This is a genomic window from Arthrobacter sp. NyZ413, from assembly GCF_049390645.1.
In the GTDB taxonomy this organism is placed as follows: domain Bacteria; phylum Actinomycetota; class Actinomycetes; order Actinomycetales; family Micrococcaceae; genus Arthrobacter.
The window spans coordinates 123439-146866 of record NZ_CP155435.1 but is presented as its reverse complement, the minus strand read 5'-3'; the positions used below and the strand labels follow the sequence as shown (position 1 = coordinate 146866).

General features: G+C 60.1%; 17 protein-coding genes and 7 pseudogenes. 16 read left to right on the top strand and 8 right to left on the bottom strand.

Features of this window, described 5'->3' with window-relative positions; translation table 11 throughout:
* Positions 1–26: 26 nt before the first annotated feature.
* Complete coding sequence (locus ABCW42_RS21495; RefSeq protein WP_423184991.1) at positions 27–1097, bottom strand: LLM class flavin-dependent oxidoreductase; 1071 nt, start codon at positions 1095–1097, stop codon at positions 27–29.
* A 73-nt stretch (positions 1098–1170) separates the two neighbouring features.
* Here ABCW42_RS21495 and ABCW42_RS21490 point away from each other — a divergent pair, with 73 nt between their 5' ends.
* Positions 1171–2214: an Lrp/AsnC family transcriptional regulator gene (locus tag ABCW42_RS21490; RefSeq protein WP_423184990.1), complete on the top strand. Its 1044-nt coding sequence runs from the start codon at positions 1171–1173 to the stop codon at positions 2212–2214.
* Here ABCW42_RS21490 and ABCW42_RS21485 read toward each other — a convergent pair.
* Entirely contained in the window at positions 2187–3680 is a 1494-nt protein-coding gene (locus ABCW42_RS21485; protein ID WP_423184989.1) for an aldehyde dehydrogenase family protein, read from the bottom strand. The genes ABCW42_RS21490 and ABCW42_RS21485 overlap by 28 nt on opposite strands.
* 249 nt (positions 3681–3929) lie before the next feature.
* On the opposite strand from ABCW42_RS21485, the gene ABCW42_RS21480 reads away from it, so the two are divergent.
* From ABCW42_RS21480 to ABCW42_RS21435, 10 genes and pseudogenes are all read left to right on the top strand, one after another.
* Positions 3930–4373 (top strand): ester cyclase, encoded by a 444-nt coding sequence (locus ABCW42_RS21480; RefSeq protein WP_423184988.1) that lies wholly within the window; start codon positions 3930–3932, stop codon positions 4371–4373.
* A complete protein-coding gene (locus ABCW42_RS21475) occupies positions 4373–4894 on the top strand; it encodes a flavin reductase family protein (protein WP_423184987.1) in 522 nt (173 codons plus the stop codon). The genes ABCW42_RS21480 and ABCW42_RS21475 overlap by 1 nt, the downstream gene beginning before the upstream one ends.
* A 149-nt stretch (positions 4895–5043) precedes the next feature.
* A complete protein-coding gene (locus ABCW42_RS21470) occupies positions 5044–5190 on the top strand; it encodes a hypothetical protein (RefSeq protein ID WP_423184986.1) in 147 nt (48 codons plus the stop codon).
* 87 nt (positions 5191–5277) lie between these two features.
* Positions 5278–5406 carry a hypothetical protein gene (locus tag ABCW42_RS21465; RefSeq protein WP_423184985.1) on the top strand — a complete coding sequence of 43 codons (129 nt, stop codon included), beginning with the start codon at positions 5278–5280 and terminating at the stop codon, positions 5404–5406.
* Positions 5407–6887: 1481 nt separating this feature from the next.
* Positions 6888–7385 (top strand): annotated as a pseudogene (locus tag ABCW42_RS21460) (IS630 family transposase); the annotation flags it as partial.
* Positions 7386–7435: 50 nt separating this feature from the next.
* Positions 7436–8509, top strand: coding sequence for an IS630 family transposase (locus ABCW42_RS21455; RefSeq protein ID WP_423184984.1), 1074 nt, complete (start codon positions 7436–7438; stop codon positions 8507–8509).
* Between the two features lie 127 nt (positions 8510–8636).
* Positions 8637–9956, top strand: coding sequence for a flavin monoamine oxidase family protein (locus tag ABCW42_RS21450; protein WP_423184983.1), 1320 nt, complete (start codon positions 8637–8639; stop codon positions 9954–9956).
* Positions 9953–10123: a hypothetical protein gene (locus ABCW42_RS21445; protein WP_423184982.1), complete on the top strand. Its 171-nt coding sequence runs from the start codon at positions 9953–9955 to the stop codon at positions 10121–10123. Before ABCW42_RS21450 ends, ABCW42_RS21445 begins: the two co-directional genes overlap by 4 nt.
* The gene (locus ABCW42_RS21440; RefSeq protein ID WP_423184981.1) at positions 10120–11580 is read left to right on the top strand and encodes a cytosine permease; all 1461 of its coding nucleotides are present in this window, start codon (positions 10120–10122) and stop codon (positions 11578–11580) included. Before ABCW42_RS21445 ends, ABCW42_RS21440 begins: the two co-directional genes overlap by 4 nt.
* Before the next feature lie 234 nt (positions 11581–11814).
* Complete coding sequence (locus ABCW42_RS21435; RefSeq protein ID WP_423185166.1) at positions 11815–12153, top strand: cupin domain-containing protein; 339 nt, start codon at positions 11815–11817, stop codon at positions 12151–12153.
* 184 nt (positions 12154–12337) lie between these two features.
* Here ABCW42_RS21435 and ABCW42_RS21430 read toward each other — a convergent pair.
* Together ABCW42_RS21430 and ABCW42_RS21425 are read right to left on the bottom strand one after the other, a co-directional pair.
* A pseudogene (locus ABCW42_RS21430) lies at positions 12338–12688 on the bottom strand (transposase); the annotation flags it as partial.
* Between the two features lie 35 nt (positions 12689–12723).
* A pseudogene (locus ABCW42_RS21425) lies at positions 12724–13050 on the bottom strand (transposase); the annotation flags it as partial.
* Between the two features lie 11 nt (positions 13051–13061).
* On the opposite strand from ABCW42_RS21425, the pseudogene ABCW42_RS21420 reads away from it, so the two are divergent.
* From ABCW42_RS21420 to pntB, 5 genes and pseudogenes are all read left to right on the top strand, one after another.
* Positions 13062–13587, top strand: a pseudogene (locus tag ABCW42_RS21420) (IS1595 family transposase); the annotation flags it as partial.
* Between the two features lie 331 nt (positions 13588–13918).
* Entirely contained in the window at positions 13919–14593 is a 675-nt protein-coding gene (locus ABCW42_RS21415; protein ID WP_423184980.1) for an NAD(P)H-dependent oxidoreductase, read from the top strand.
* A 113-nt stretch (positions 14594–14706) separates the two neighbouring features.
* Positions 14707–15549, top strand: a pseudogene (locus ABCW42_RS21410) (amino acid permease); the annotation flags it as partial.
* Positions 15550–15675: 126 nt separating this feature from the next.
* A complete protein-coding gene (locus ABCW42_RS21405) occupies positions 15676–17235 on the top strand; it encodes a Re/Si-specific NAD(P)(+) transhydrogenase subunit alpha (RefSeq protein WP_423184979.1) in 1560 nt (519 codons plus the stop codon).
* 44 nt (positions 17236–17279) lie between these two features.
* Positions 17280–18734: a Re/Si-specific NAD(P)(+) transhydrogenase subunit beta gene (pntB, locus tag ABCW42_RS21400; RefSeq protein WP_423184978.1), complete on the top strand. Its 1455-nt coding sequence runs from the start codon at positions 17280–17282 to the stop codon at positions 18732–18734.
* 391 nt (positions 18735–19125) lie between these two features.
* On the opposite strand, the pseudogene ABCW42_RS21395 reads toward pntB, so the two are convergent.
* From ABCW42_RS21395 to ABCW42_RS21380, 4 genes and pseudogenes are all read right to left on the bottom strand, one after another.
* Positions 19126–19383: pseudogene (locus ABCW42_RS21395) on the bottom strand (ATP-binding protein); the annotation flags it as partial.
* A pseudogene (locus ABCW42_RS21390) lies at positions 19369–19832 on the bottom strand (IS481 family transposase); the annotation flags it as partial. The pseudogenes ABCW42_RS21390 and ABCW42_RS21395, both read right to left, overlap by 15 nt.
* A gap of 646 nt (positions 19833–20478) precedes the next feature.
* Positions 20479–21948: an APC family permease gene (locus ABCW42_RS21385; protein WP_423184977.1), complete on the bottom strand. Its 1470-nt coding sequence runs from the start codon at positions 21946–21948 to the stop codon at positions 20479–20481.
* A 664-nt stretch (positions 21949–22612) separates the two neighbouring features.
* The gene (locus ABCW42_RS21380; protein WP_423184976.1) at positions 22613–22951 is read right to left on the bottom strand and encodes a cupin domain-containing protein; all 339 of its coding nucleotides are present in this window, start codon (positions 22949–22951) and stop codon (positions 22613–22615) included.
* Positions 22952–23428 lie beyond the last annotated feature (477 nt).

Below are 23428 nucleotides of genomic sequence, written 5' to 3'. Positions count from 1 at the left end.
TGTGCTCCGTGATTTCGAGGAGGCGGTTATGGCGTCTTGTAGGACGGGTCGACGGCGGGAATAACCTCGTGGCCGATGAGCTCGAGGGACCGCTTGATGTTCTCGTGGCCTACGCCATCGATGCGGAGAAGAACTTCGTCCACGCCCATTTGCTCCAACCGGTGGATGCGGTCGATGAAGTCGTGCGGGGTTCCGATCATGACGGAGGGAGTGTATTCACACAGCCAGTCGAGGTCGTCCTGGTGCGCGATCAGCTGTTCGAGTGTTTCGAGGTAGGTGTAGCCGGGTTGTTTTGATAGCGGGATGTAGAGGTCGAGGATGAACTTGAAGTATTCCATCGCGACATCGTGGGCGACGCGGCGCGCCTCTTCGCGGGTTTCGGCGCAGTAGGCCGTGGCCACGTATAGACCCCGGTAGTCGTTGGGCGCCACGACTGCGGAATGATCCGCGCTGTCGAACGCGGTCCGGTAACCGTCGAGGCATTCTTGGAGGTAGTCGAATCCGAAGTAGTTATCGAACGTGATCGAGCCGATGCCGCGCACGCCTGCATTGAGGTGGGACTGGACGCTTGAAGCGGCAACGGAGACCGCAGGGTGCGGCTTCGTGAACGGTTTCGGGACGATCTCGACCGGCGGGATTGTCCACACGGGGCCGTTGTGCTCCAGCTTGTCGTCGATCATCGCCTTCATTAGCACATCCATTCCGTCCTCCCACTGGGCGCGGGTCTCGGAGGGGTCGACTCCGAAGGCTCCGATGGTTGTCAGGTTGTTGGATCGGGCCGTGCATACCTCCGCACGGCCTTTGGAGACGATGTCCAGTGTCGCGAGACGCTCCGCGACGAGGATGGGGTGGTTCCACTTCAGCATCACCGATGCCATCGTGCGCAGCTTGATGCGTTCGGTGCGCATGGCGATCGCCGAGTAGAGTACCTCGGGCGCGGCGACGGAAAAGCTGGGCGGGCTGAAGTGCTGCTCAGACGTTCCCCAGGTGGAGAATCCCAGCTTGTCAGCCAAGGCAACCTCATCGATGAGCTGGTGGTAACGGTCGGCGACCGTGGTTCCGGTGAGGTCGCCTTCTTGCAATAGTCCTACTCGCATTTTCTTCCTTTCATGGTGGTTTGGGCTATGTGTTGGAGGGAATTGGATGGTGAAGTCCTGTACAGTGACCGTCATGATCGCGAGACTCACGTCGGCCGAACCGGCAGCTCAAGGCGACCAGTCCAGGCCCACTCAGATCCGGGCCGCGCAGATCGACCTGGACGACGTCGACCTCGCCGTGATCGATGAACTCCAGCAGAACGGCCGGGTCTCCTACGCGGAGGTCGCTCGTCGGATCGGTGTTACCGAGAAGACAGTTCGACGACGTGTTCTGCAGTTGATCGAAAACCGCTTCATCACGATCACGGCTGTCACTGATCCGGCCTCGTTGGGTTTTGATTTCATGGCCCTCGCGCTGGTGAGCACTGACGGTTCGCGATCCCCGGTCGAACTTGCCGCGGAGCTCGCAAGCCTGTCGGAAGCCGACTACGTAACGGTGACGACCGGGCCGTTCGCGGTCCAGGTTGAACTGATGGGGGTGTCCGCCGCCGAGATCTACGACACCGTCGACACCAAGATCCGCCCGGTCGATGGTGTCGCTTCGGTCGAGTTGCTGCCTTACCTGCGCTTGCATTACCAGCAAGCCCGGTTCTCGCATCACGGCAGGCCGGACGGGATCCGACCCCGGGAGCTGGACCACATTGACCGCGCGATCGTGAGCCACCTGGCGGTGGACGGACGCGCCCCGTTCCTTGATCTGGCCAGTGAACTTGGGGTCTCGGAGGCCAAGATCAGGTTCCGGTATGGAAAGCTCGTCGAGTCCGGCGCCGTGCGTGTCATGTGCATCGTAAACCCGCTCCGCCTGGGCTACCGGTTCACAAGTTGGGTTCTGGTAAATGTCGGTGCGACGGGACGTGCCCAGAACGTCGCTGAAGCGCTCACTTCGCTGCCCGCCGTGTCCTATGTTGCCGTGACTGCCGGTCGATGCGACGTTCTCGCCGAGGTTGTCGCCGCGACGGGCGAGGAACTGATCACGATCCTCGACGACCAGATCCGCCCGATCCCGGGCGTTGCCGGCGTCGAATCGTGGCTGTACGTGGCCTTGCATTACAAGGCCATCCGGCCCCGCCACCTGGGCGCTTCGGCTGGTCACGCCAGCGACATCCAGATCGTCTGACTCTCGAGGTACTTGGACAGTCCCTCGTAGCCGCAATCCTTGCCGATGCCTGAGCCCTTGAACCCGCCGAAGGGTGCTGCGGCGTGGTAGTCGGCGTAGGTGTTGACCCACACAAGGCCTGATTGAAGCTGGTGGGCCACATTGTGGGCCTTGCGGACGTCGTTGGTCCATACACCGGCGGTGAGACCGTAGCGGGAGTCGTTGACGCGGGGGAGGACTTCGTCGACGGAGTCGAACACCTGGACGGACAGGACGGGACCGAAGATCTCGTCGGTCACAACCTCGTCGGTGTCCGAAGGTCCTACGACGACGGTTGGCTCGAGGAAGTAGCCCTCGCGGTCGATCCGGGAACCGCCGACCGCCACCTTGGCTTCTGTCCCGTCGATCCTGTTCAGGTAGGACTCGACCTTGTCCCGGTGCTGCTGTGAGGCCAGGGGGCCCATGGTTGATGAGCGGTCCAGGCCCGGGCCAATGACCAGTGTGCGTGCGTATCGGGACACTATGTCGAGTACCTGGTCGAGGGCGGGACGCTCGACCATGAGACGCGAACCGCTGAAGCATACCTGCCCGGAGTAGAAGAAGGCCGTGGTTGCCGCCGCGGTGGCTGCGCGCTCGATGTCGGCGTCGGCGAAGATGATGTGCGGATTCTTACCGCCCAGTTCCAAGGAGATGTGCTTGAGGTTGCGGCCGGCGTCGGCGCCGAGGATGCGCCCGACCCGCTCGGAGCCGGTGAACGAGATCTTGGCGACATCAGGGTGGGAAACCAGGGCGTTACCGGCCCCGGCGCCAGTACCGGTGACAACATTGACAGTGCCTGCGGGCAGACCCGCCTCGATGGCGAGTTCTGCGAGTCTGAGTGAGGACAAGGAGGTAAGCTCCGACGGCTTCAGTACGACGGTGTTGCCGGCAGCCAGCGCGGGAGCGATTTTGATTGCGGCCTGGCACAGCGGGAAGTTCCACGGGGTGATGGCACCGACGACGCCAAGCGGAACCTTCCTGTTGTACACATGGCTGTTCGGCGTATCGACCGGAATAACGTCGCCGGCAAGCTTGGTGGGCCACCCGGCATAGTAGCGAAACTGTTCGACCGCCAGCGGTACGTCGATGGCCTCCACGTGTGAAACCGGTTTGCCGCCCTCGAGCGCGTCGTAGGCGGCGAGCTCTGCGGTGTTTTGCTCGATCAGGTCCGCGAAGCGGTGCAGCGCTGATTCCCGCTTCCCGGGAGTCAGGTTCCCCCAATCGCCCTTGAAGGCCTCAAGTGAAGAACGCACAGCGCGGTCAACAGTGTCATGGTCAGACTCTGCAATCTGCGTGATGACCCTCCCGGTCGAGGGATCGATTGAGTCGATCGTGCTCTCACCGGATTCTTCTGCGGTCCCTCCGATAAACGCGCCGTGCGGCGACGTGGCAAAGCCTCGCCCTTCGGGAGTCAACGCCGGGTCGAGATAGTGGGTGGTTGTTGTCATGGTCTGCTCCAGATCATCAGGGGGAAGCGATGTCACTGTAATTTGCATCACTGGGCTGAAGAAACGTTATACGCAACATGCATGGGTTGACAAGACCCTATTTCGTAATTCATCGTATTGCCATAGGCGGAAATCGCAATAAATCGTTCAGCGGACGATCTGAGGATGGCCTCAACGGCGATGGTCTCTCGTCCGCTGGATGTGATAGATGGCGCACCGCGCGCCGTGTGCCTGAGATTGGAGGGATCGATGCAAACCGACATCAGATCAATTGCGCCGAGTAAGGGGGCCGCCGAAATCGTGCGGCAGGTGCTTGTCAATGCGTGGAACACCGGTGACGTCAGGCTGCTCGATGAGCACCTGGCCACCGATTACGTGCGACATGGCCGGACAGAGGAGTCCGACAAGGAGCACATCAAATCAACGATAGAGATGGCCCGAGCCGCCTTTCCCGATCTCAACACCGAGGTCGTGCACCAGGTCGTCGACGGGGAAATGGTGGCAACCCACTGGCGGTGCGTCGGCACCCATGAGGGTCCTTTCTATGACCTCCCCATCACGCACCAGCAGGTCGTCATCCGAGGCATGACGTTCTCCCGGTTGAGCGGCGACAAGGTTGCCGAAGAATGGGAGTCCTGGTCAGGAACGGATTTATTCGCGAGCCTCGGCGTCGCAAACCTTTGGGAGGCATGATGAGCCAGACATTGACAGACCTGTCAACCGTTGAACCAGCACCGGAAGAAATCAGGGCATTCCACCGCAAGTTCGTCACGGGAGTAACGATAGTTACGGCTTCCGATGGCGACCAGCCACGTGGCCTTGCGCTCAACGCCTTCTCAAGTGTCACCGTCTCCCCGGCAATGGTCCTCGTGTGCGTCAACAAGACCTCATCAACCCATGACGTGCTCTTTTCGGCAAAAACATTCGCCGTCAACTTGCTCAGCCGGGACCAGCTCCATGTGGCCAAGCGCTTCGCAACCAAGTCGGACGACAAATTCAGCGGCCTTGACTGGCATATGGGTGAGCATGGCAGCCCCATCATCGAGAACAGTTGCGCCCACATGGAAGCAGAAATCAGCATGCGCGTAAGGACATCCACGCACACCGTGTTCTTCGGTCGTGTTCTCAGCGCCCAAAGCACCGACAATGCGCCCCTGGTGTATCTCGCATCGGAATTCTTCGATGGTGCGAAGCTCGAGATTCTGCACCCGTAACATGATCGGCGGCCCGGCAAGCGAACCCCGCAAGCCGGGCAAGCCGAGCCATCCGGGTGCCGCATCCACCGAACAACAGGGCTGCATCCCTAGCGCATGCTCCAAAGCCCGAGCCGAAGCCAGCGAATCTCCAGAAAGGAGCCCACATCATGGAAACCCTCATCCGCAGGTTCAGCGTCGCCGTGGTCGGCCTGTCACCGAACGCGGTGAACCGTCTGTGCAGCCCGGTCCCACCAGCCCAAATGCCTCCAGGCCAGCTCAGGTCATTCGCTTGGGAAGGCTGGTGGGCGGAATAGCCCTCCCATGCCCAAACTCGTCCCCTCAGCCCGCAGGAAACACCGGACGACTCCGCGAGGAACTGATCCCCAAAGGAGGTGATCCACGTGATGCACCACAATCTAGTAAACGCGCACCTGCGCGACGTGCACGACCTCACCGAGAAATGGCTCACAAACATCGAGCACTGTTTCCCCGACGACGCCGAAGCTGCCAAGAACAACGAACTGATCTAGTGCGGTGACGTGAAACGTTGGCGGTGTTTTTCAGGCCGGGGACTGTGGCCCCTTCGGGGCAGCTCTGGTCACGGTGGCGCGGTGATCCTACGGTTTGTAGATGGACGGGATCGGTGGTTTCACCGCACGCTACGCGAAGTTGTTGACCAGCAGTTACGACGGCGTGGACCGCATCGTGCTGAACGCCTATTACCCGCTGGGGCATAACCCCGGAGGTTTTCGGACCTGGTGGCGCAGGTGGCACGAGGACGGTGATGCCAGCCTGGACAACGCGCACCTGATGCGGCTGGCTGGACGGTTTGCCCGGCGGGTCAAGGCCTGGGGCGTCGCCAACGCCGTCCCGGTGATCTTCTGCAGGGCCGGAGAGCGTAAACACCGGCTGGCCGAGGACTACCTGGCGCAGCACACGGTCGGGGTGGGAGTCTTCATGGTCCTGGTCGCCAAGGCGCCGACGACGGTATGGAAGGTCGGCCGCTCCAGCGCGGGGGTGATCCGCAACCTGGAGAAGAAGCGGGAGTACGTCAGACACTACTCGTTCCACATCGTGGACCCGATCTGGGGGCATGTGACGATCAAGATGAGCGGCCACCCCCCGTTCGCCGCGCAGGTCATCCTCAACGGACACGAGTACGTGGCATGCACAGCGCAGGCGAACGGGCTGTCCTTCACCAAAGAGGGTAACTGTTTCACCCGTATCGATGAACCGGAGCGCCTGGCTCAGGTCGCAGACACCTTGTCCCAGCCCGGGACCGCAGGGCGCCTGAGCCAGGTCATCGACTCGTGGATCTACTCCGCGTGCCTGTGCTTCGGCCTGGACCAGTCCGACCAGGAGCGCAGCTGGTTCCGCTACGCCTACTCGGTCTACCAGGTCGAGCATTCTCGCAATCTGATCTTCGCCTCCGGCGCGATAATGGAGCGTGCTTTCGACGCCGTGGTGGACCGCACCCGGTCCCGGATCGATGTGCCCAGGCTGCGCACCCTGTTCGGCGTGGGCCAACGCCCCCGCCGGCCGGTCGGGGCGGACCTGACCATGAACCAGGCAGTCGTGATCGAGAGACCCAGGTGGAACCTCACCGTGTTCAAGGTCCACTTCGGACTGTTGACGCTGAAGAGCTACACCAAGGGCGAGCACGTCCTGCGCTTCGAGGCCATCGTGCACAACACCCGGACATTGCACACCGGCCGGGTACTGAAGAAGTTCCCCGCCATCGTCACCCGGCTCACCGGCATGGTCGACCGGTTCACCACCATGCTCGACTGCGTCGACGTTACCTTCCTGCCCGACCGCATCCTGGACCGGCTGCCGACCCCATCGCAGATCGGTGCCACCCAAGTCGGCGGCATCGATCTGAACAAGCCCCGAACCCGAGGCGCGCTGGCCGCCGTCCTGGCTTTGGCCATCGCACCCGAGGGCTTCACCGTCGCCGATCTCACCAGCCAGGTCCGATGCCGGACCGGACAAAGCGAACACGGCTACACACGGCATGCCAGAGAAACGCACCCACGACTACGTCAGGCACGGGACCACAACCCTGTTCGCAGCCCTGAACACCGCGGGCGGGTCCGTGATCTCCAGCCTGCACCGCAAACACCGGGCCGCCGAGTTCAGGAAGTTCCTCGCCAAGATCGACGCCGAGGTCCCCGAGGGCCTGGACGTGCACCTGATCTGCGACAACTACCAGACCCACAAGACTCCCGCCGTGAAGACATGGCTGCAGAACCACCCGCGTCTCCACATGCATTTCACCCCGACCTACTCGTCCTGGCTGAACCAGGTCGAGCGGTTCTTCAGCTTCGTCACCGAGGACCTGCTGCGCCGCAGCGATCACCGCAACGTCCAGGCCCTCGAAGCCGACATCCGCAAATGGGTCAGCGAATGGAACACCAACCCCACACCCTTCACCTGGACAAAGACGGCCGAACAGATCCTCGAATCAATCGGCCGACTTCTGAACCGAATTTCAGGCGCAGGACACTAGTGTCGCGTGTCGTTAATAGCTAGACGTTTGGGTGTTTGGGAGGATTGGTTATGGCCAATCGTCCTGCTGCTGCCCTGGGTCTTCGTGATGGTGATTTTGAGGCGTTGAATCGTCTGTCCAGGTCCTCGGCGGGACGGGCGGGACTCGCCCAGCGGGCGCGGATCGTGCTGCTGGCCGCGGACGGGCTGTCGAACACCGTGATCGCCGAGCGTGTCGGGGCGACACGGACGACGGTCATAGGGTGGCGCAGCCGGTACGAGTCCGCAGGGATTGCCGGGCTGCATGATCAGGACCGCCCGGGGCGTCCGCGGCGGGTGGATCACCGGGACATCGTGGCGGCGACGCTGGTGGCGCCGCCGAAGAAGTATGGTGTCACGCACTGGTCCTCGCGTCTGCTGGCCGGGCATCTGGGCATCGGGAACGCCACGGTGGCCCGGGCCTGGCGGGAGTATGGGGTGCAGCCCTGGAGGAGCGGGACGTTCAAGTTCTCCACCGATCCGGAACTCGTCGCGAAGGTCACCGACGTTGTGGGCCTGTACCTGGCGCCGCCGGAGAACGCCGTGGTGCTCTGCGTTGACGAAAAAAGCCAGATTCAGGCATTGGACCGCACGGCCCCGATGCTGCCGATGCAGCCGCACCAGATCGAGCGGCGCACGCACGACTACACCCGCCACGGCACCACTACGCTGTTCGCGGCACTCGAAACGGCCACCGGCCAGGTCACGGCTGCAGTGAAGCCCCGGCACCGGCGCCAGGAGTTCCTGTCCTTCCTGCGCCAGATTGACCGCACGTATCCCGGAAAGGAACTGCACCTGATCATGGACAACTACGCCACGCACAAGACCCCCGAAGTCAAGGCATGGCTTGCGGCCCATCCCCGCTTCACCGTCCACTTCACTCCTACCTCGGGATCCTGGCTGAATCTCGTCGAAGTCTGGTTCGGCATCATCGACCGGCAGGCCATCCGGCGCGGCGTCTTCACAAGCGTCAAAGACCTCAACCAGAAAATCCGCCAATTCATCACCGGCTGGAACGACCGATGCCACCCGTTCGTCTGGACCAAAACCCCCGAACAAATCCTCGCAAAAGCCAACCGCTTAACTACTTCAGAAACGCGACACTAGTAGCCCGAGGTCGCCGAAGTGTATCGGCGTACGAACGCGATTGTGGATGTTGTGTGAGCGTCTAATGGCTCAAAGGCTAGTTACTTGGAGATAGTGATGTGAACCACCCATTGAAGTGAGGATCATCATGACCGATTATGACGTGATTGTTATTGGAGCAGGCTTTGCAGGAAGTCTTGCCGCTCGAGACCTGAGCCTCTCCGGCTCCCGCGTGCTTCACCTCGAGGCCCGGGACCGTATTGGGGGACGTACATGGTACAAGGAGTTCGCTGACACAGGACACTCTGTTGAGTTCGGCGGTACGTGGGTGTGCCCAGACGTGCAGCCGCATGTGAAAGCGGTGAACGACCGATATGGGCTTGAACTCGTAGACAGCCCAATGCCCCAAAGCTTCGGTTACGTGCTTAACAACGAGATGTCGGCTTCACCCTTCCCCATCCCCATGACAGAGTGGTGCGACTTCGAGCGGGCGCTTACCTACATTGATACGAACGCCGCGCGTATCCGCTTTGGTGAAGAACCTCTGGGCCAAGAGGGTTTGGATGACCTGGATGTATCCTTCGAGGAGTTCTTTGATCGCAAATCCTGGCCCGTATACACGCGTGAATTCATCTTGGCGTGGGCAAGTTTTTACTTTGGCGCAAAGCCCTCCGAAGTGAGTGCATTGCACATTCTCTCCTGGGTCGCCGGATTCGAAAACAGCGCGGTGGGCTTTTTCACTGGCGTCAGCCAGAAGTACGCCCATGGAACGAAGCAAGCAATTGAGGCAATCACCGGCGAGTCCCGCGCTGAGTTGCGCCTTCAGACAGTGGTCACTGAGATCGACCATGAAGCCGACAGCGTCACCGTTCGCACCCGTGCCGGAGAGAAATTCACGGCCCGCGCGGTTATCGTTGCCACACCGATCAACACATGGTCTGACATCGAGTTCGACCCAAAGCTTGAGGGCGCATACTCTGAGATGGCTAAGGAAAAGCAAACGGGTGAGTCCACAAAGATCTGGGCCCTCGTAGGCAACCAGGAGACGCCATTCTATGGCGTTGGCTCCTCTACGAGGATAAAGTGGCTAGCCACCGAGTACCAAATTCCGCAGGGAAATCTTATGTGTGGTTTTGGCTGTGAAGAGGCGGCCCTGGACGTCGAGGATTCAGATGCTGTAGCAGCAGCCGTCAAGGAGCTGTTGCCCTCAGCTGATGTAATCGCCGTCGATGCCCACGCATGGAACCGGGACGAGTTCGCTAACGGAACCTGGATGGCCTATCGGCCCGGCCAGGTTATGGCCTACTCCCGCGGTCTCCAAGAGCCCGTCGGGCGGCTTGTCTTCGCCGGATCCGACTTGGCCTCGGGATGGGCCGGCTGGATGGACGGCGCCTTGGAGTCGGGTGACCGTGCCGCCAAGTACGTACAAACGCTCTTGACGTCGGAACTGGAAGTGAAGCCGGCATGACCGCAAGCAGGGCTCTTTACTATGCTGCAGAACTTAAAGAGCGTCTTGCAGCCCTTGAAGAGAGCCCAAGCAGCGAATATATGACCTTATGCATGGCGCTGAAGGTGGCGCTCATTACGCTCGCGGTGCCCATTCTCGCGTTGGTGATTGGATGGACAATGCTGTGACTGACACCAGCCCGGGCACCGCGGCAGCGGAGAGCGGTCTGCCTCTTCTCCCAGCTGAGCGTAAGTGGGGTTCATTGGCATTGTTTGGCAACGCGGCCTCAGCTGCGGTAGCTACTTGGTGTTTCATCATCGGAGGTCTAGTCTCAAACTATTTGCCGGCTGGTATCGGCACACTCGTCATGATCGCAGGCATGCTCATTGGCATGTTTTTTGTGATTATGGCCTGCTTGCCATCGGCTACCCGTTACGGACTGGAAGCAATTCGATCAACCCGGCCAATTCTCGGTGTTCGTGGTTCCTTGTTCACTGTGGCTTTGCTGATTACATTCACTCTCGGGTGGAATGCCATTCTTGTTATCTTCCTCGGCCGGGCTGGCGCTCAAATCTTTGTCAACAGTGGACTTGCCGGGGAATCTACACGGGGCTTCCTTGAAGTTGCTTTAGCTGTAGGTGGGTTGTTTATTGTGTGGCTCACGCTTCTCAAGGGACCAGAGACGCTGCGTAATGTGGGGCCGATCATCGCAGGGAGCGTTATCGTTCTTTCGGTAGTTGTCATGGTTCTCCTTTTCACGAAGCTCGGGGCTGACGCAATCTTCACCGCGCCAGCCCTGGCTCCCTCCGGAGACAACCTTCTCGATTACATGACGGGAATCGAGTTGCTTATTTCCACTGGCTTGTCTTGGTGGCCCTATGTTGGGGGTGTTCTGCGCAATTCAGCAGGGACCCACACAGCGATATGGCCGGCTATAAGCGGTCTCGGCGTGGCTGTGAGTGCCATCTGTTTGATCGGGCTTTACTCCTCAACCGCCATTCCGGAGTCCAAAGGTGACCCCACTAAGTTCCTGATGGAGGTTGGTGGCCTGGGGTTCGGCCTGTTAGCTCTGGCGTTCATCGTCTTGGCCAACATCGGCACGGCAATGCTGGGCATCTACGTAAGCGCCCTGGCGCTGAAACAGATCCCTGCTTTTGATCGCATCGTTCCGTGGAATGTTACGACCGCTTCTGTCCTCGCACCGGTGGGCGTCATAGTCGCCCTGTTTGCGACGCCATTCTATGACCACTTTGGCACTTTCCTTTCCTTCTCAGGTGTTGTATTTGGCCCCCTTTGCGGAGTTCAGATAGTTGACTATTTCCTTATCCGAAAACAGCAACTACACCTGAGGTCGCTCTTCACCGATGAGCCCGGTAACCGCTATTGGTTTACTGGCGGCTTCAATCTCTCGGGCTTAGTTTCGATTGGTGCAGGGGTTTGTGCTTATCTTTTACTGTTGGACCCTGTGACCTTCGCTTCTGCACCGGCATTCAAATACATCGGAGCGAGCGTCCCAGCTACGGTCGTCGCCGCTGGGTTCTACTTGATTCTGCGAAAATGGGTCTTTCGGTCGCCTGAAGAACCTGCGACTGGACGTCTAGCTCGGCAGGGAAAGTCCGCCCGGTCCGTGCGAACCGCGGTGTAGGCATGATCCAGACCAGAGCTCTGGATCATGCCTACACTGCCTGGGATACCAAATAGGAGTTTGGGAATACGGCACTTAGGGAGGCTGTCTCTCATGCCTCCCTGAACCAGACGTCCGAATATGATATCGACAGACAAGGCTTCATGCCTGTTGTTGTTTCTTAGGGGGCTGCGGCTCAGAAAACAGTAATTTCATTTTTCAAGGAGAGAATTGCAGACAACAGAATCTATAGCCGTGACGGAAGACCGTGTGGCATGGCCGGAGCTGGCTTCGGTGCCCGTTGACAACATTATAGCGGGCTTGCCAAAGGCCGCGACCGTTGTCATCACAGAGTCGCCAACATATCAATTGGGGCTATGGAAGGTGACGCCAGGTGCCTTCAGTTCAGACCACACTGGGTACGCCGAGTTCATACACGTGATCGAAGGTTCTGGTCGTCTTGTCAGTGAATTCGGTACCGTTACCGAGCTGCGACCGGGTACCACTAGCCTCATGCCCTCAGGTTGGAGGGGGCGCTGGGAGATCGACACCCCGCTGACGAAGGTCTTCACGATTATCCACAATCCTTACTGAACCGTATTACGCTTCCTGATCTGTAGCCAATCGCGTTCGCTATGGGCATCGCAGTGATTCGTCGATATGCCCGGGGCATGTGGACTTTCCGCTAACCTCCGCATTTCATGATGGTGCAGTTCCAGGGGTGTGCTCCTGACCTGACTTGGCTCATTTGTTTAGACGACCCTTCTATGGCGTCGAGTCAAGCCATGAGTGTTTGGAGTTGGCGGAAGATCTGTCTGGCGATGAAGCGTTTGAGGCAGCGGCGGATTCCCCGTGGGCTCCTGCCTTCTGCGGTGCGTCGCTCGATGTAGGCACGGGTGTCGGGGTCTGTGAGGCTTCTGGCCCGGCCGACGACGTCCAGTGCGCGGTTGAGTTGCCGGTCTCCGTTGCGGCTGAGCCGGTGCCGGTGCGTGTTGCCTGAGGATGCCGGGATGGGGCTCGCGCCGGCCAGGGCCGAGAAGGCCGCTTCCGAGCTGACACGGCCATGGTGCGAGTACGTGGCGAGGATGATCGCCGCGGTCACTGGGCCGACCCCGCGGATGTCCAGGATTCCCCGGGGCCATGAGCTGGATATGCTCGGCCAGGGCCCGCTGGTTCCCGCGGAACGTCGATCTGCACCGGGCCCGTCGTCTCCGTCAGCACGGTCTCGGCCCGTGTGCCGTTGCGCGAGTTCGCGGTGACCTTCGCCGCCGCGTCGTGCCTTTCATAACCGAGGTGCTCGGTCATTTCCTCATCGAGCGCGGTCTCGATGACGGTCTTGGTCAACTGCTTGAGCAGCCCATCAGGGCCGGTCAGCGCCAGGGCCTGTTCCCTGGCCATCCTCACCAGCTCACGGGCGGCATCGACCTCAGAAATCTCCGTCGGTTTTTCAACGGTCTTGGTACTCGGCACAGCCTCAAGTGTTCCGGCCATATCGGGCTCCTGAATGTTTCGTGGGCGGCCAGGCAGCCGGACGCCCCGGCCGGGGCGGCGGCAGGCAAATGGTTGCGGTCGGTGTGGAGATCCGCGGCGCCGGCAGCGGCAGACTGCGGATGAAGGCGATCGACGATGCCTCCTCTGCTACATTGTTCACCTTCGTGATCAATGCAGTCGCCGAAGGAGCGCGCGTGCATACCGATGCCTGGCAGGGCTACGGAAAGCTCAACGAACCTGGCTACGAACACCATCCGCTGAATCAGGCCGCCGCCCGCGCCGCGGGTCAGGACCCCGGCGAAATGCTCCCATGTGCACCGGGCCATCTCCAACCTCAACACCTGGTTGGGCGGCACCCACCGTTCCGTTTCCGGCGAACATCTGCAGATCTACCTGGACGAGTTTGTCTTCCGGTTCAATCGCCGCCACACACCCATGGCCGCCTTCCAGACACTCCTTGGCCTGGGTACCAGCGAACCGCCGACCACCTACAACCAGATATTCGAGGCCGGACCAGCGCAACACTGGCAAAGCTGAGCTAACCGGATAGGCATGACACCGTTATTTACACAGTCCCAGCTGTGGCGGCTCCCCGGGGAAAGGACGGCTCCTTCGGCCCCACCTTGTTCCTCGTTATAAATTGAGTGCCAACATTCGTCTCGCCGACCAGTCGTGGCCGCCAGTCGTCCGACATAGCATGATCTCTGAAAGCCCGACTAGGCGAATCCGCGCCTGAGCCAAAATCAATCGGAATTCGAGAACCAGCTCTCAAACGCCGCCTCTAGTGGGCCGCATGCATCTGCAGAATCTGCTCTGCCGGCGTAGTTGCATGCCGTAATATTTTCGTGCATGAAAGAGAAAGGATGTTATGCGTACCCTCATTGTTTCCGCGAATCCCGAGGCCGATTCCCTGACAAACTACGCAGTGGAACGGCTGAAGGCAGAGTTGCCGGCCGGCTCTTACGAAGTACTCGACCTTCATACGGAGAACTTCGAAGCCGACTTTACGCTCTCGGACCGGGTTGCGTATCAGACGGCTGGTAACTATCCGCCCGATCTTCGTCCGGAGCACGAGCGTCTGGAGCGGGCCACCGAACTGGTTCTGGTTTTCCCGGTTTATTGGTGGTCAGTTCCTGCGAAAATGAAAGGGTGGTTTGACCGAGTATTGGTCAACGGCTGGGCTTTCGAGTGGGAGGCTGGAGTCGGAAGTGTACCCAAAATGCAATGGCTGACCACGCATATGCTGCCGATTACCGCCACCAAGGAACGTGTGTGGCACAAGCACGGATACGACAACGCGTTGCGCACCATCATGGAGCATGGACTGGTTGAATACTGCGGCATGCAGCGCGGCGTCACAGCCTTTGTCTACGAGTCAGAAGATCCGGAGAGCGTAGGCGCTCGCGTCGATCAGGCGGTCAGCGCCATCGTTGAGTCGATCCTCAGCCGTAGTGGGGCACAAAACGTTCAAGGCTTGGCAACAGCGAGGGTCAACGGCGATGATCATAGCGTCGCCGACGAGCTGTCCGCCTCGGCCACATAGATTCAGCGGACTGATAATCCTCGGTAGCAATCCCGCTGGCACCCAGCTGCGGCATGGCCGGCCCCCGGCCGGCCATGCCGCGCACTGTCCAATTTTGAGACACATCAGTTGTTTTCCGTTCCGAAGTTCGAAACCCCGAGCGCACCATCCCCCTTGCCACCTACGGCGTTATTGCTGTGGTCGGCCAGGTTTACGGGTTCTCGCCTTGGGCTATCACGCAGGCTATCGGAGAGGGAACGGCCGTAGAAGCGACCGCCACTGACCCGACAGGGGCCGTACTCCGTACAGTCGAAAAATTCATCGGCGTTTTCGGAGTCGATGCCATCAACGTTCTGCTCGTGACGAGCCTTTTCGCATCCATCCTGTCTTGCCACAACATTCTTTCCCGGTACACATTCAACCTGGCCAACGGTGGAATCCTTCCCACCAGGCTTGGCGATGTCCACAAGAAACACAAATCCCCATTCTCACTCGGCGTAGTCGTGTTCGTGCTGATCGGAGCAGATGCCGCACTCCTCTACGCCAGGCTGGCGGGAATCTTCGGATACGCACTGCTGCTGCTGACTGCAACCAGCATCGCGGTACTGGTGTACCTCAACCGGGCTCGACCGGAAGGTCTCGGTCTGTGGCACCGCGTCATTGCACCCCTCATCGCATTGGCCGGATTGCTGCTGATCGTGGTGTTGGGCACGGTGAACATGGACGTTCTGCTCGGGGTGACGAGCGGGGAAGCGTTACTGATGCTCATCGGACTGTACGTCCTCTGGATTCTCGGGGCCATCTACGCCAGAGTGCTTAAGGTTCGGCGGCCCAGCGTGTACGCCACCATTGGGCGGCAGCGGCGAAGGCCCGCCCGTCAGATCCGAGGGATGAAGCCCCAGGCGCGATCCACCGCTGAGGTGCTGGTGATAGTTGGCCAGCACCTCAGCGGCCGTTTTTACATCTACCAGAAGTAACCAGCCCCGGTACGCCACATGTGGATCGTCTCGCACCAACACCCAGAGCATCCATAAGGTGCACCGGCGGGGAGCATCTCCAAGCGAAGCCGCACAGGGCTCGACAAGTACGAAAGAGAGTTAACCGTGACCCGTATTGGGGTCGTGGCCGAATTGGGCCGCGAGACGAGGGTGGCAGCAACGCCTACCACCGTGCAACAACTAATACAGCTGGGATACGACGTCGTCGTCGAAAAGGGCGCAGGATCCCGCGCTACGTTTTCAGACGAGGCCTACGTTGAGGCTGGCGCCGAAATTGTCGGTGCCGACGACGCCTGGGGCAGCGAGGTAGTACTTCGCATCAACCCGCCCGGCAACGATGAACTCGACCGTCTGAGCGACGGCGCCACGCTCATCGGGATGCTGAGTCCGGGGCTGCGCCCGGAGCTGGTGGACGCCCTGGCTGCACGTCCGATCACGGCGCTTGCCCTTGATGCCGTGCCACGCATTTCCCGGGCACAATCAATGGACGTGCTCAGCTCGATGGCCAACATCGCAGGGTACCGGGCCGTGATCGAGGCGGCCCATGAATTTGGGCGGTTCTTCACGGGCCAAGTCACAGCAGCGGGAATGGTTCCTCCGGCAAAAGTGCTGGTTGCGGGGGCAGGAGTTGCGGGTCTCGCGGCCATCGGGACCGCGAGCAGCCTGGGAGCCATTGTGCGGGCGACGGACCCTCGGCCCGAGGTGGCTGACCAGGTGAAGTCCATCGGCGGCACCTACCTCCAGGTCGAGGTCGGGGAGGAAATGAAATCCTCTGACGGGTACGCCAAGGCCACGTCAGAGGCGTATAACGCCAGGGCAGCTGAGATCTATGCAGAGCAGGCCCGCGAGGTTGACATCATTATTACCACGGCCCTCATTCCCGGCCGACCCGCACCTAAGCTGATCACTGCCGCGGACGTAGCCGCCATGAAACCGGGCAGCGTCATCGTCGACATGGCTGCCGGCCAAGGCGGCAACGTGGAAGGCTCCGTCGCCGGCGAACGAATGGTCACCGACAATGGGGTGGTAATCCTGGGCTACAGCGACCTCCCGGGGCGGCTGCCAGCCCAAGCATCCCAGCTATACGGAACCAACATGCTGAATCTGCTCAAGCTCCTTACACCCGAGAAGGATGGGCGGCTTCAATTTGACTTCGACGACGTGGTGCAGCGCACCGTCACGGTGGTACACCACGGCGAGAAGACCTGGCCGCCGCCCCCAGTCCACGTTTCCGCTGCGCCCGCCGCCCCTGCCGTGACAGCCAAGGTGACCACTGTCGAGGGGACAGGGAAGAAAGCGGGGCTCGGCCCCGTCGGCAGGAGCGTGTTCTTCGCGGGTGGTATCGCTGCCTTATTCGGGATCAATGCCGTAGCCCCGGCACCGTTGCCCCAGCACTTCACCGTCCTTCTGCTCGCTGTCGTGGTGGGTTTTTACGTCATTGGCAAGGTGCACCATGCTCTGCATACTCCGCTCATGTCCGTAACCAATGCCATTTCAGGGATCATCGTTGTCGGGGCCTTGCTGCAGGTCACCTCCGAAGACCCCGTGATGCAACTTCTTGCCGCTGCGGCCCTCACACTGGCGAGCATCAACATTTTTGGCGGCTTCGCCGTTACCCGGCGCATGCTCGCCATGTTCTCCCGTGGAGACGGAGCCGACAGATGATCCGCAACCTCGAAGCAGCCTCCACCCTTACCAGGAGCGTAACCGTGTCTGACGCACTCTCCGGCCCCCTGACCGCAGAATCCATCGCGGGGGCAGCCTACATTGTCGCTGCCTTGCTGTTTATCCTTAGTCTGGCTGGCCTAAGCCGGCACGAGAGAGCTCGCGCCGGCGTGCTCTACGGAGTTTCCGGAATGGTGATCGCCTTGGCGGCGACCATCTGGCTGACCCTGCAGAATGCGATGGGAGCCGGTCAGGGCAACGTGAGCCTGGTCCTCCTCTTCGCCGCGGTTCTGGTGGGTGGTGCCATCGGTCTCTGGCGCGCCCGAGTCGTGGAGATGACCGGTATGCCGGAACTCATTGCCCTGCTCCATAGCTTCGTAGGACTGGCAGCTGTGCTGGTCGGCTGGAACGGTCATTTGCTGGCTCCCGACCTGCCCGAGGATCTGCAGGCCATCCATCACGCCGAAGTCTTCATCGGTGTCTTCATCGGAGCCGTGACTTTCACTGGTTCGATCGTTGCATTCCTCAAGCTTTCGGCCCGTCTGAAGTCTTCGCCTCTGATGCTGCCGGGCAAGAACCTCTTGAACGTAGGAGCGCTGGCAGTATTCGTCTCCCTGACCATTTGGTATGTTAACGACTCTCAACTGTGGCTTCTGGTTGTTGTCACCGTGCTTGCATTGGGCCTGGGCTGGCACCTGGTCGCCTCGATCGGGGGCGGCGACATGCCTGTGGTCGTCTCCATGCTCAACAGCTACTCAGGTTGGGCAGCAGCAGCAGCTGGTTTCCTGCTCAACAATGACCTGCTCGTCATTACCGGGGCCCTGGTTGGATCCTCCGGCGCCTACCTCTCTTACATCATGTGTAAGGCCATGAACCGGTCCTTCCTCTCCGTCATCGCCGGCGGTTTTGGCGTCGAAGCGCCCAAGGGAGTCGACATCGACTTTGGGGATCATCGGGGGACAACCGCAGAAGCTACTGCCGAACTGCTCGCCAACGCGTCCAGCGTGGTCATCACCCCCGGCTATGGCATGGCCGTAGCCCAGGCGCAGTACCCCGTCGCCGAACTGACACAAAGACTTCGTGAACGAGGCGTCAATGTGCGTTTCGGCATCCACCCGGTAGCCGGGCGCCTGCCCGGGCACATGAACGTGCTGTTGGCCGAGGCCAAGGTTCCCTACGACATCGTGTTGGAAATGGACGAGATCAACGACGACCTTGCCGATGCCTCAGTCGTACTGGTTATAGGGGCCAACGATACTGTCAACCCCGCCGCTGCGGAGGATCCCGGCAGCCCCATTGCGGGCATGCCTGTGCTGCGTGTTTGGGAGGCTGAGAGCATCATCGTGTTCAAGCGATCCATGGCTGCCGGCTATGCCGGCGTCCAAAACCCACTGTTCTATCGGGAAAACGTCCAGATGCTCTTTGGTGACGCCAAAGAGCAGGTAGAAGCAATCAGTCGCGCCCTTAGCGCCGCGTACCCCCGGCAAACTGTTTCATAAAGCGCACCTCTGACCGAAATGGTCAGATATCGCTTAGAAGTAAGGGAAAGATATGCTCGGACGTCGACTTATGGCCCTAGTCACAAGCCGAGGCCTGCTCCTATCGGGAGACACGGTCCCGGTCCACGAAGTCACGGTGGAGACGGCACCGGCACGCCGCGCCTTTGGCATCGACGACTTCTGCACTTCCCCATGGATTGGTCTACATTACAAACACGAGTTCCTGCTGCACCATAGGCATGAGCTGTTGAAGAGTTCGAACTGATGAGATCTGGACCAGTCTCTGATACGGAGACGGCATTGATATGCAATGATGCGACACCCTCTGTCGCTTGCGAGCGGGATGGGACCACCGCGTTGCCACGGGTATGGGACCACGTGTAAGTGCTATTTAGCATTGGGGGTCTCCTTGTTTTTCGTCAAGGGCGGCGCGCCGGTTTTCGCTGGCGCGTTGGCGCCAGGAGGGGCCCTCGATGACGAGGGTGTGGGCGCCTTGGGTGAGCCGGTCGATGGCTGATTGGGCCAGCAGGGTGTCGCTGGTCATTCCCAGCCATTCGGCTGGTTCCCGGTTGGAGCTGATGATCGTGGACTTGCGGCGGTGGCGTTCAACGACGATTTCGTAGAAGTCGTTCGTCTCGGTGGCGTCCAGTTGCCAGCAGGCGTTCGGGACCGGGTAGACGAACCTGCGGTACGAAGCGCGGGGTTTCTTCGTCTGCTCGGACCGGGCCACGTTCCTTTCCCGGAAGATCCGCGCCAGCGAAGCAGGCGAGGGTGCGCGCATCCCCAGGGACACCATCTCGTCGTGCACGCTGATCGGCCCGTGATCCAGGCCGGAGGACTCCAGGGCCGCACGCACCTTCAACGCCTCGTTCTTCAGGTCCTCGGAGAGCCGGGGTGGAAAGATTTTGGGCGGCGTGAGCGCGGCTCCAGTGCCGCGGCTTGGCCCTCGTCACGCGCCCTGGTCCGGATCGCATAGAATATCTTGCGGGTAATGCCGTGCTCGGCGCAGAATGTGCTGACAGCGCCGCGTGGTGCGTCATCGCGCCACTGGGCGATGGCGAGGCGGATACGGGCGTTGACAGGCTCATTCTTGTTCACCCGTCATTCTTTGCCGCCGCCACGGGCCATTCAGTAAACCGTTAACACCCGGGAAGTGTCACCACCATAACCCGCGGAACTGTCACCGATGTGTTGAGGCAGAACTGTCACCGGTGTCCTGAGACATAACAGGATTAACAGGAGTTCTGCCCGATTAACAGCCACCGCGCCGCGTACCGGGCCCTCCGGCCCGACGGAAGCCGGGTTTAGGAACAGGCTCTAACTCACCTTGGTACCGCCTGACTTGAAAAATTCCGCAGCCCCAGGCTCGTCGTCGCGGGGTCACGGTCGATAACTTCATCTACAATGAGCCAGGCGGGACTCTGACGTAGCCCCAACGGACTGGTACGTACGCTCACGGTGACGGGCCGTGTTCGGCGCCAGTTGCACAGGCTGCCCGCTGCACATCGCCGACCGTGAACCGCAAACGACTTCTTTAACTCGGACTGGCCAAAATAGCCGGATCATGGGCCGCTGCGTGAGGGTCGGCCGGCAGGAATGACCATGCGTAGGCGCCGTGGGTGCGCGTTGACCGACCTGGTCCACCCGTACATGCCTGAAGGGCCAGGCAATGCGCTCACGCGCCGGCACTGACCCTTCAGAAGGTTGCTCAGTTCAGCAGCCTCCGAGGCTGTTCACAAGTCTCTTAGGCCTCTTGACGTCCTATCCGGGCGTACACCTCGGGCCTCCGCTTTCGATAGACAAGCGAAAGGGCGATGCCCGATACGAGCGCGAAATAGAACAGTGCCAGGAGGATGCCGGCCAAGACCTCGTCGCCACCGATCAAGAGGGCTACATTTTGAGTCCCAATCACGGCTACGACCGCGAAACTAATAGCCGCCAGACCGGGGGCAATGGTGCTCTTCCATACTCCAACTTGATATTGGGGGTTGCGGCGGAAGTAGACGATCACAGCAACGCTCGTGAGCAGCAGCAGCAGGATTAGTGGGTAGGCAGCTATCCCTTCAAGCACTCCGAAGAGCGAGGTTCCATCCACTCCAGCTATGGCCAGCGCCGCAATGAAGATTACGGCAACAAGACTCGTCACAAGAGAGGCGACGTGCGGGGAGCCGTGCTTACTGTGGATCTTCCTCAGGGATGAATGGAAGACGCGGTCCATACTCAAGGAATACAGGTACCTGGCGCTGATATTGTGCGTGGCAATCATGGCTGCGAAAATGCTGGTGCAAACCAGAGCCAGGACCACGTCGAATGCTATCTTGCCGAGGTAGAGTGCGACGGCCCCGGTGGCCGTCCCGCCCGGGTCTTCTGCAGACTGCGCGACGACGTTGCTTGGCCCCACTCCGTTGATAAGCGCCCAAGCACTTATTGCATACATCGACCCCATCGATAGGATCGCGATATAGGTTGCCCGTGGGATTGTGCGTTCCGGGTTGCGCGCCTCTTCGCGGAAAACCGCTGTGGCCTCAAAGCCGCCATAGCACATGACGCCCAGCAGTGCGGCCAAGCCTACGTTGCCCGAGAAGATGTTCGAGGGGAGGAAGGGTGCGACGGTCAGACCTTCAGGCCCTCCCTTTGCGAAGGAAGCTACGTCGAAGGCGACGATGATGACAACTTCGAAGATCATGAACACGGTCAAGACTTTGGCTGAGAGGGAGATCTCGACATACCCGAGCACTCCGACGATGGCGATCAAGATAAACGTGTAGACCCACCATTGGATGTCAGGTCCTGAGAAGACGTCTCGCACTAGCGATTCCAAAGACACGCCACCAAACGCGAATGCGCCTGCGAGGAAGAAGAAATAGGCCAGAAGGGCGAGGAATGAGGATCCGAGCCCAACAGGTCGGCCAAGGCCGGCCGTGATGTATGCGTAGAAGGCGCCAGGGTTAGTCAGATGCCTACCCATGCTTGTGAATCCTACGGCGAAGCAAAGTACCAACGCGCACGCTGCCAAGTAGGTGACAGGGGCCCCGAGCTGATTGCCCGAACCGATAACGAAAGGTATCAGGCCCACGAACACAGTGAGCGGCGCATTGAAGGCCAGCACTGTGAAGACAATGCCCGATGTAGTCAGATTTCCAGTGAGACGCTTCGTCGCCCCTCCCCCCGGAGGCGACTCGGGGAGTTCTTTCTGATCGTTCATAATAGTCATTTCAATTGCTCCAAGAGTTGTGCCCGGCAACCAAGAGCAGCCTGGCGAGGAGGATAATTCACCGATCCCGGCATGGCCGGACAGGACCCTGTAGCCGACGTACATCGTGGAACTCACCGCCACGCTCCTCAGGATCAGCTGATCTTCACCGTCTATAGGCGGAAACGGTGCCGCCTAGACGTCTGCCGGTTGGTCGAGTGTGTGTTGGTCTCATTGCCTAGGATTAAGGCAACTATTTTGCCCAGGGCATGCCAATAGTGAGTTTTTATAAATGTTCGATTTCGTACAGCAGTCCGAATATGGCTGGGCGCCCATCGACGGCATGGCGTTACTCAGGCCATCACCATGGGGTCTGACGGCCCAGCGACGAGACCGACCGCCTGGCCATCAGAATCGTGCGGACAGGTGGGCCGCCCAATGGCGCCCGCCTCGTGCGGCGGTACCTACATTAGACGCGTCAAAGATCTCGCTTGATGTGCACCGTCGTGCCGGTCCTATGGGAACGTTGGCCACTCCCTGGGTGGGTTAGTTCGAGCTTGGCGGGAATGAACTCCAAGCTTGGTAGGCCAGCCAGAAGGCCGAGAAGTCTGCCGAGGACGAGAGGTCCCTGCCAGTAATTCCTTTGATTTTGCCCAGCGATAAGCGTTCGTTGAGCCGCTATGGATTAGATTTCCCTGTACACGAAGGAGTGGGATTCCGCGCCCGTCGGGTTAGGTCCGTAGATGGTGACCATACGTGCGTAGACCGGCGCCCAGTACCGTCCGGTTCGGTCGGCATTAACACGGGCCGAGTCACCTGGCTTCAGGATTACTGTCTCTCCATCACTTTCTACGTGGAGCTCGCCTTCGAGCAGGTAGTTCGTTTCGGTGTGAGGATGGACGTCTTCCCACTCGCAGGCTTCTAGTTCCCACTCCGAAAGAATGAAGTCGTCCCATTGGCCGATCGGCTGGGACGTTATGAATCGGCAACGCAATCGTGGCCTGTCCGTCTTGGTGGTCATCATGGGTTTTGCCGGCCATATGTCGATCGCCTCCCCAGATGCCGCAGGCGTGGGCTGAGAGTTGGGAATGGCCATTTCTTTCACCGTTCTTTGAGTAGGGATACTCCTGTTTTTGGACACAATGTTCTTCCTCACAGCTGCATGCTGGGTTCACTCGCCTGAGTGAAAAAGTCCCGCAAACGGTCCAGGGAGTGCTGGATGCTTGACTAGCTAGAGGCGTGTCGAGGGCAACCCTTGTTGGGGGGTAAGGAGTCTACTTCACTTCGTGTGTGGCACCGCATGTATCTCCTCGTGCGCATATGCTGTGAGAACAAGAAAAGCACCTGCGAAGATACTAGCCAATTGTTCTTGGGTACGAACGACGCTGCGCGTGGTGATACTGCTGTCTGAATGCTGGGTGGCTTGCGTCACGCTCGTGTCGGCTTTGAAACTTGGCCGCGCAGATAGATTGAGGCTGAGTGAGAAGTCATTGATCTGGCA

Coding starts and splice junctions, on each gene's coding strand:
- ABCW42_RS21495 (WP_423184991.1), bottom strand. CDS start 1,097: ATGCGAGTAGGACTATTGCAAGAAGGCGACCTCACCGGAACCACGGTC.
- ABCW42_RS21490 (WP_423184990.1), top strand. CDS start 1,171: ATGATCGCGAGACTCACGTCGGCCGAACCGGCAGCTCAAGGCGACCAG.
- ABCW42_RS21485 (WP_423184989.1), bottom strand. CDS start 3,680: ATGACAACAACCACCCACTATCTCGACCCGGCGTTGACTCCCGAAGGG.
- ABCW42_RS21480 (WP_423184988.1), top strand. CDS start 3,930: ATGCAAACCGACATCAGATCAATTGCGCCGAGTAAGGGGGCCGCCGAA.
- ABCW42_RS21475 (WP_423184987.1), top strand. CDS start 4,373: ATGAGCCAGACATTGACAGACCTGTCAACCGTTGAACCAGCACCGGAA.
- ABCW42_RS21470 (WP_423184986.1), top strand. CDS start 5,044: ATGGAAACCCTCATCCGCAGGTTCAGCGTCGCCGTGGTCGGCCTGTCA.
- ABCW42_RS21455 (WP_423184984.1), top strand. CDS start 7,436: ATGGCCAATCGTCCTGCTGCTGCCCTGGGTCTTCGTGATGGTGATTTT.
- ABCW42_RS21450 (WP_423184983.1), top strand. CDS start 8,637: ATGACCGATTATGACGTGATTGTTATTGGAGCAGGCTTTGCAGGAAGT.
- ABCW42_RS21445 (WP_423184982.1), top strand. CDS start 9,953: ATGACCGCAAGCAGGGCTCTTTACTATGCTGCAGAACTTAAAGAGCGT.
- ABCW42_RS21415 (WP_423184980.1), top strand. CDS start 13,919: ATGCGTACCCTCATTGTTTCCGCGAATCCCGAGGCCGATTCCCTGACA.
- ABCW42_RS21385 (WP_423184977.1), bottom strand. CDS start 21,948: ATGACTATTATGAACGATCAGAAAGAACTCCCCGAGTCGCCTCCGGGG.
- ABCW42_RS21380 (WP_423184976.1), bottom strand. CDS start 22,951: ATGATGACCACCAAGACGGACAGGCCACGATTGCGTTGCCGATTCATA.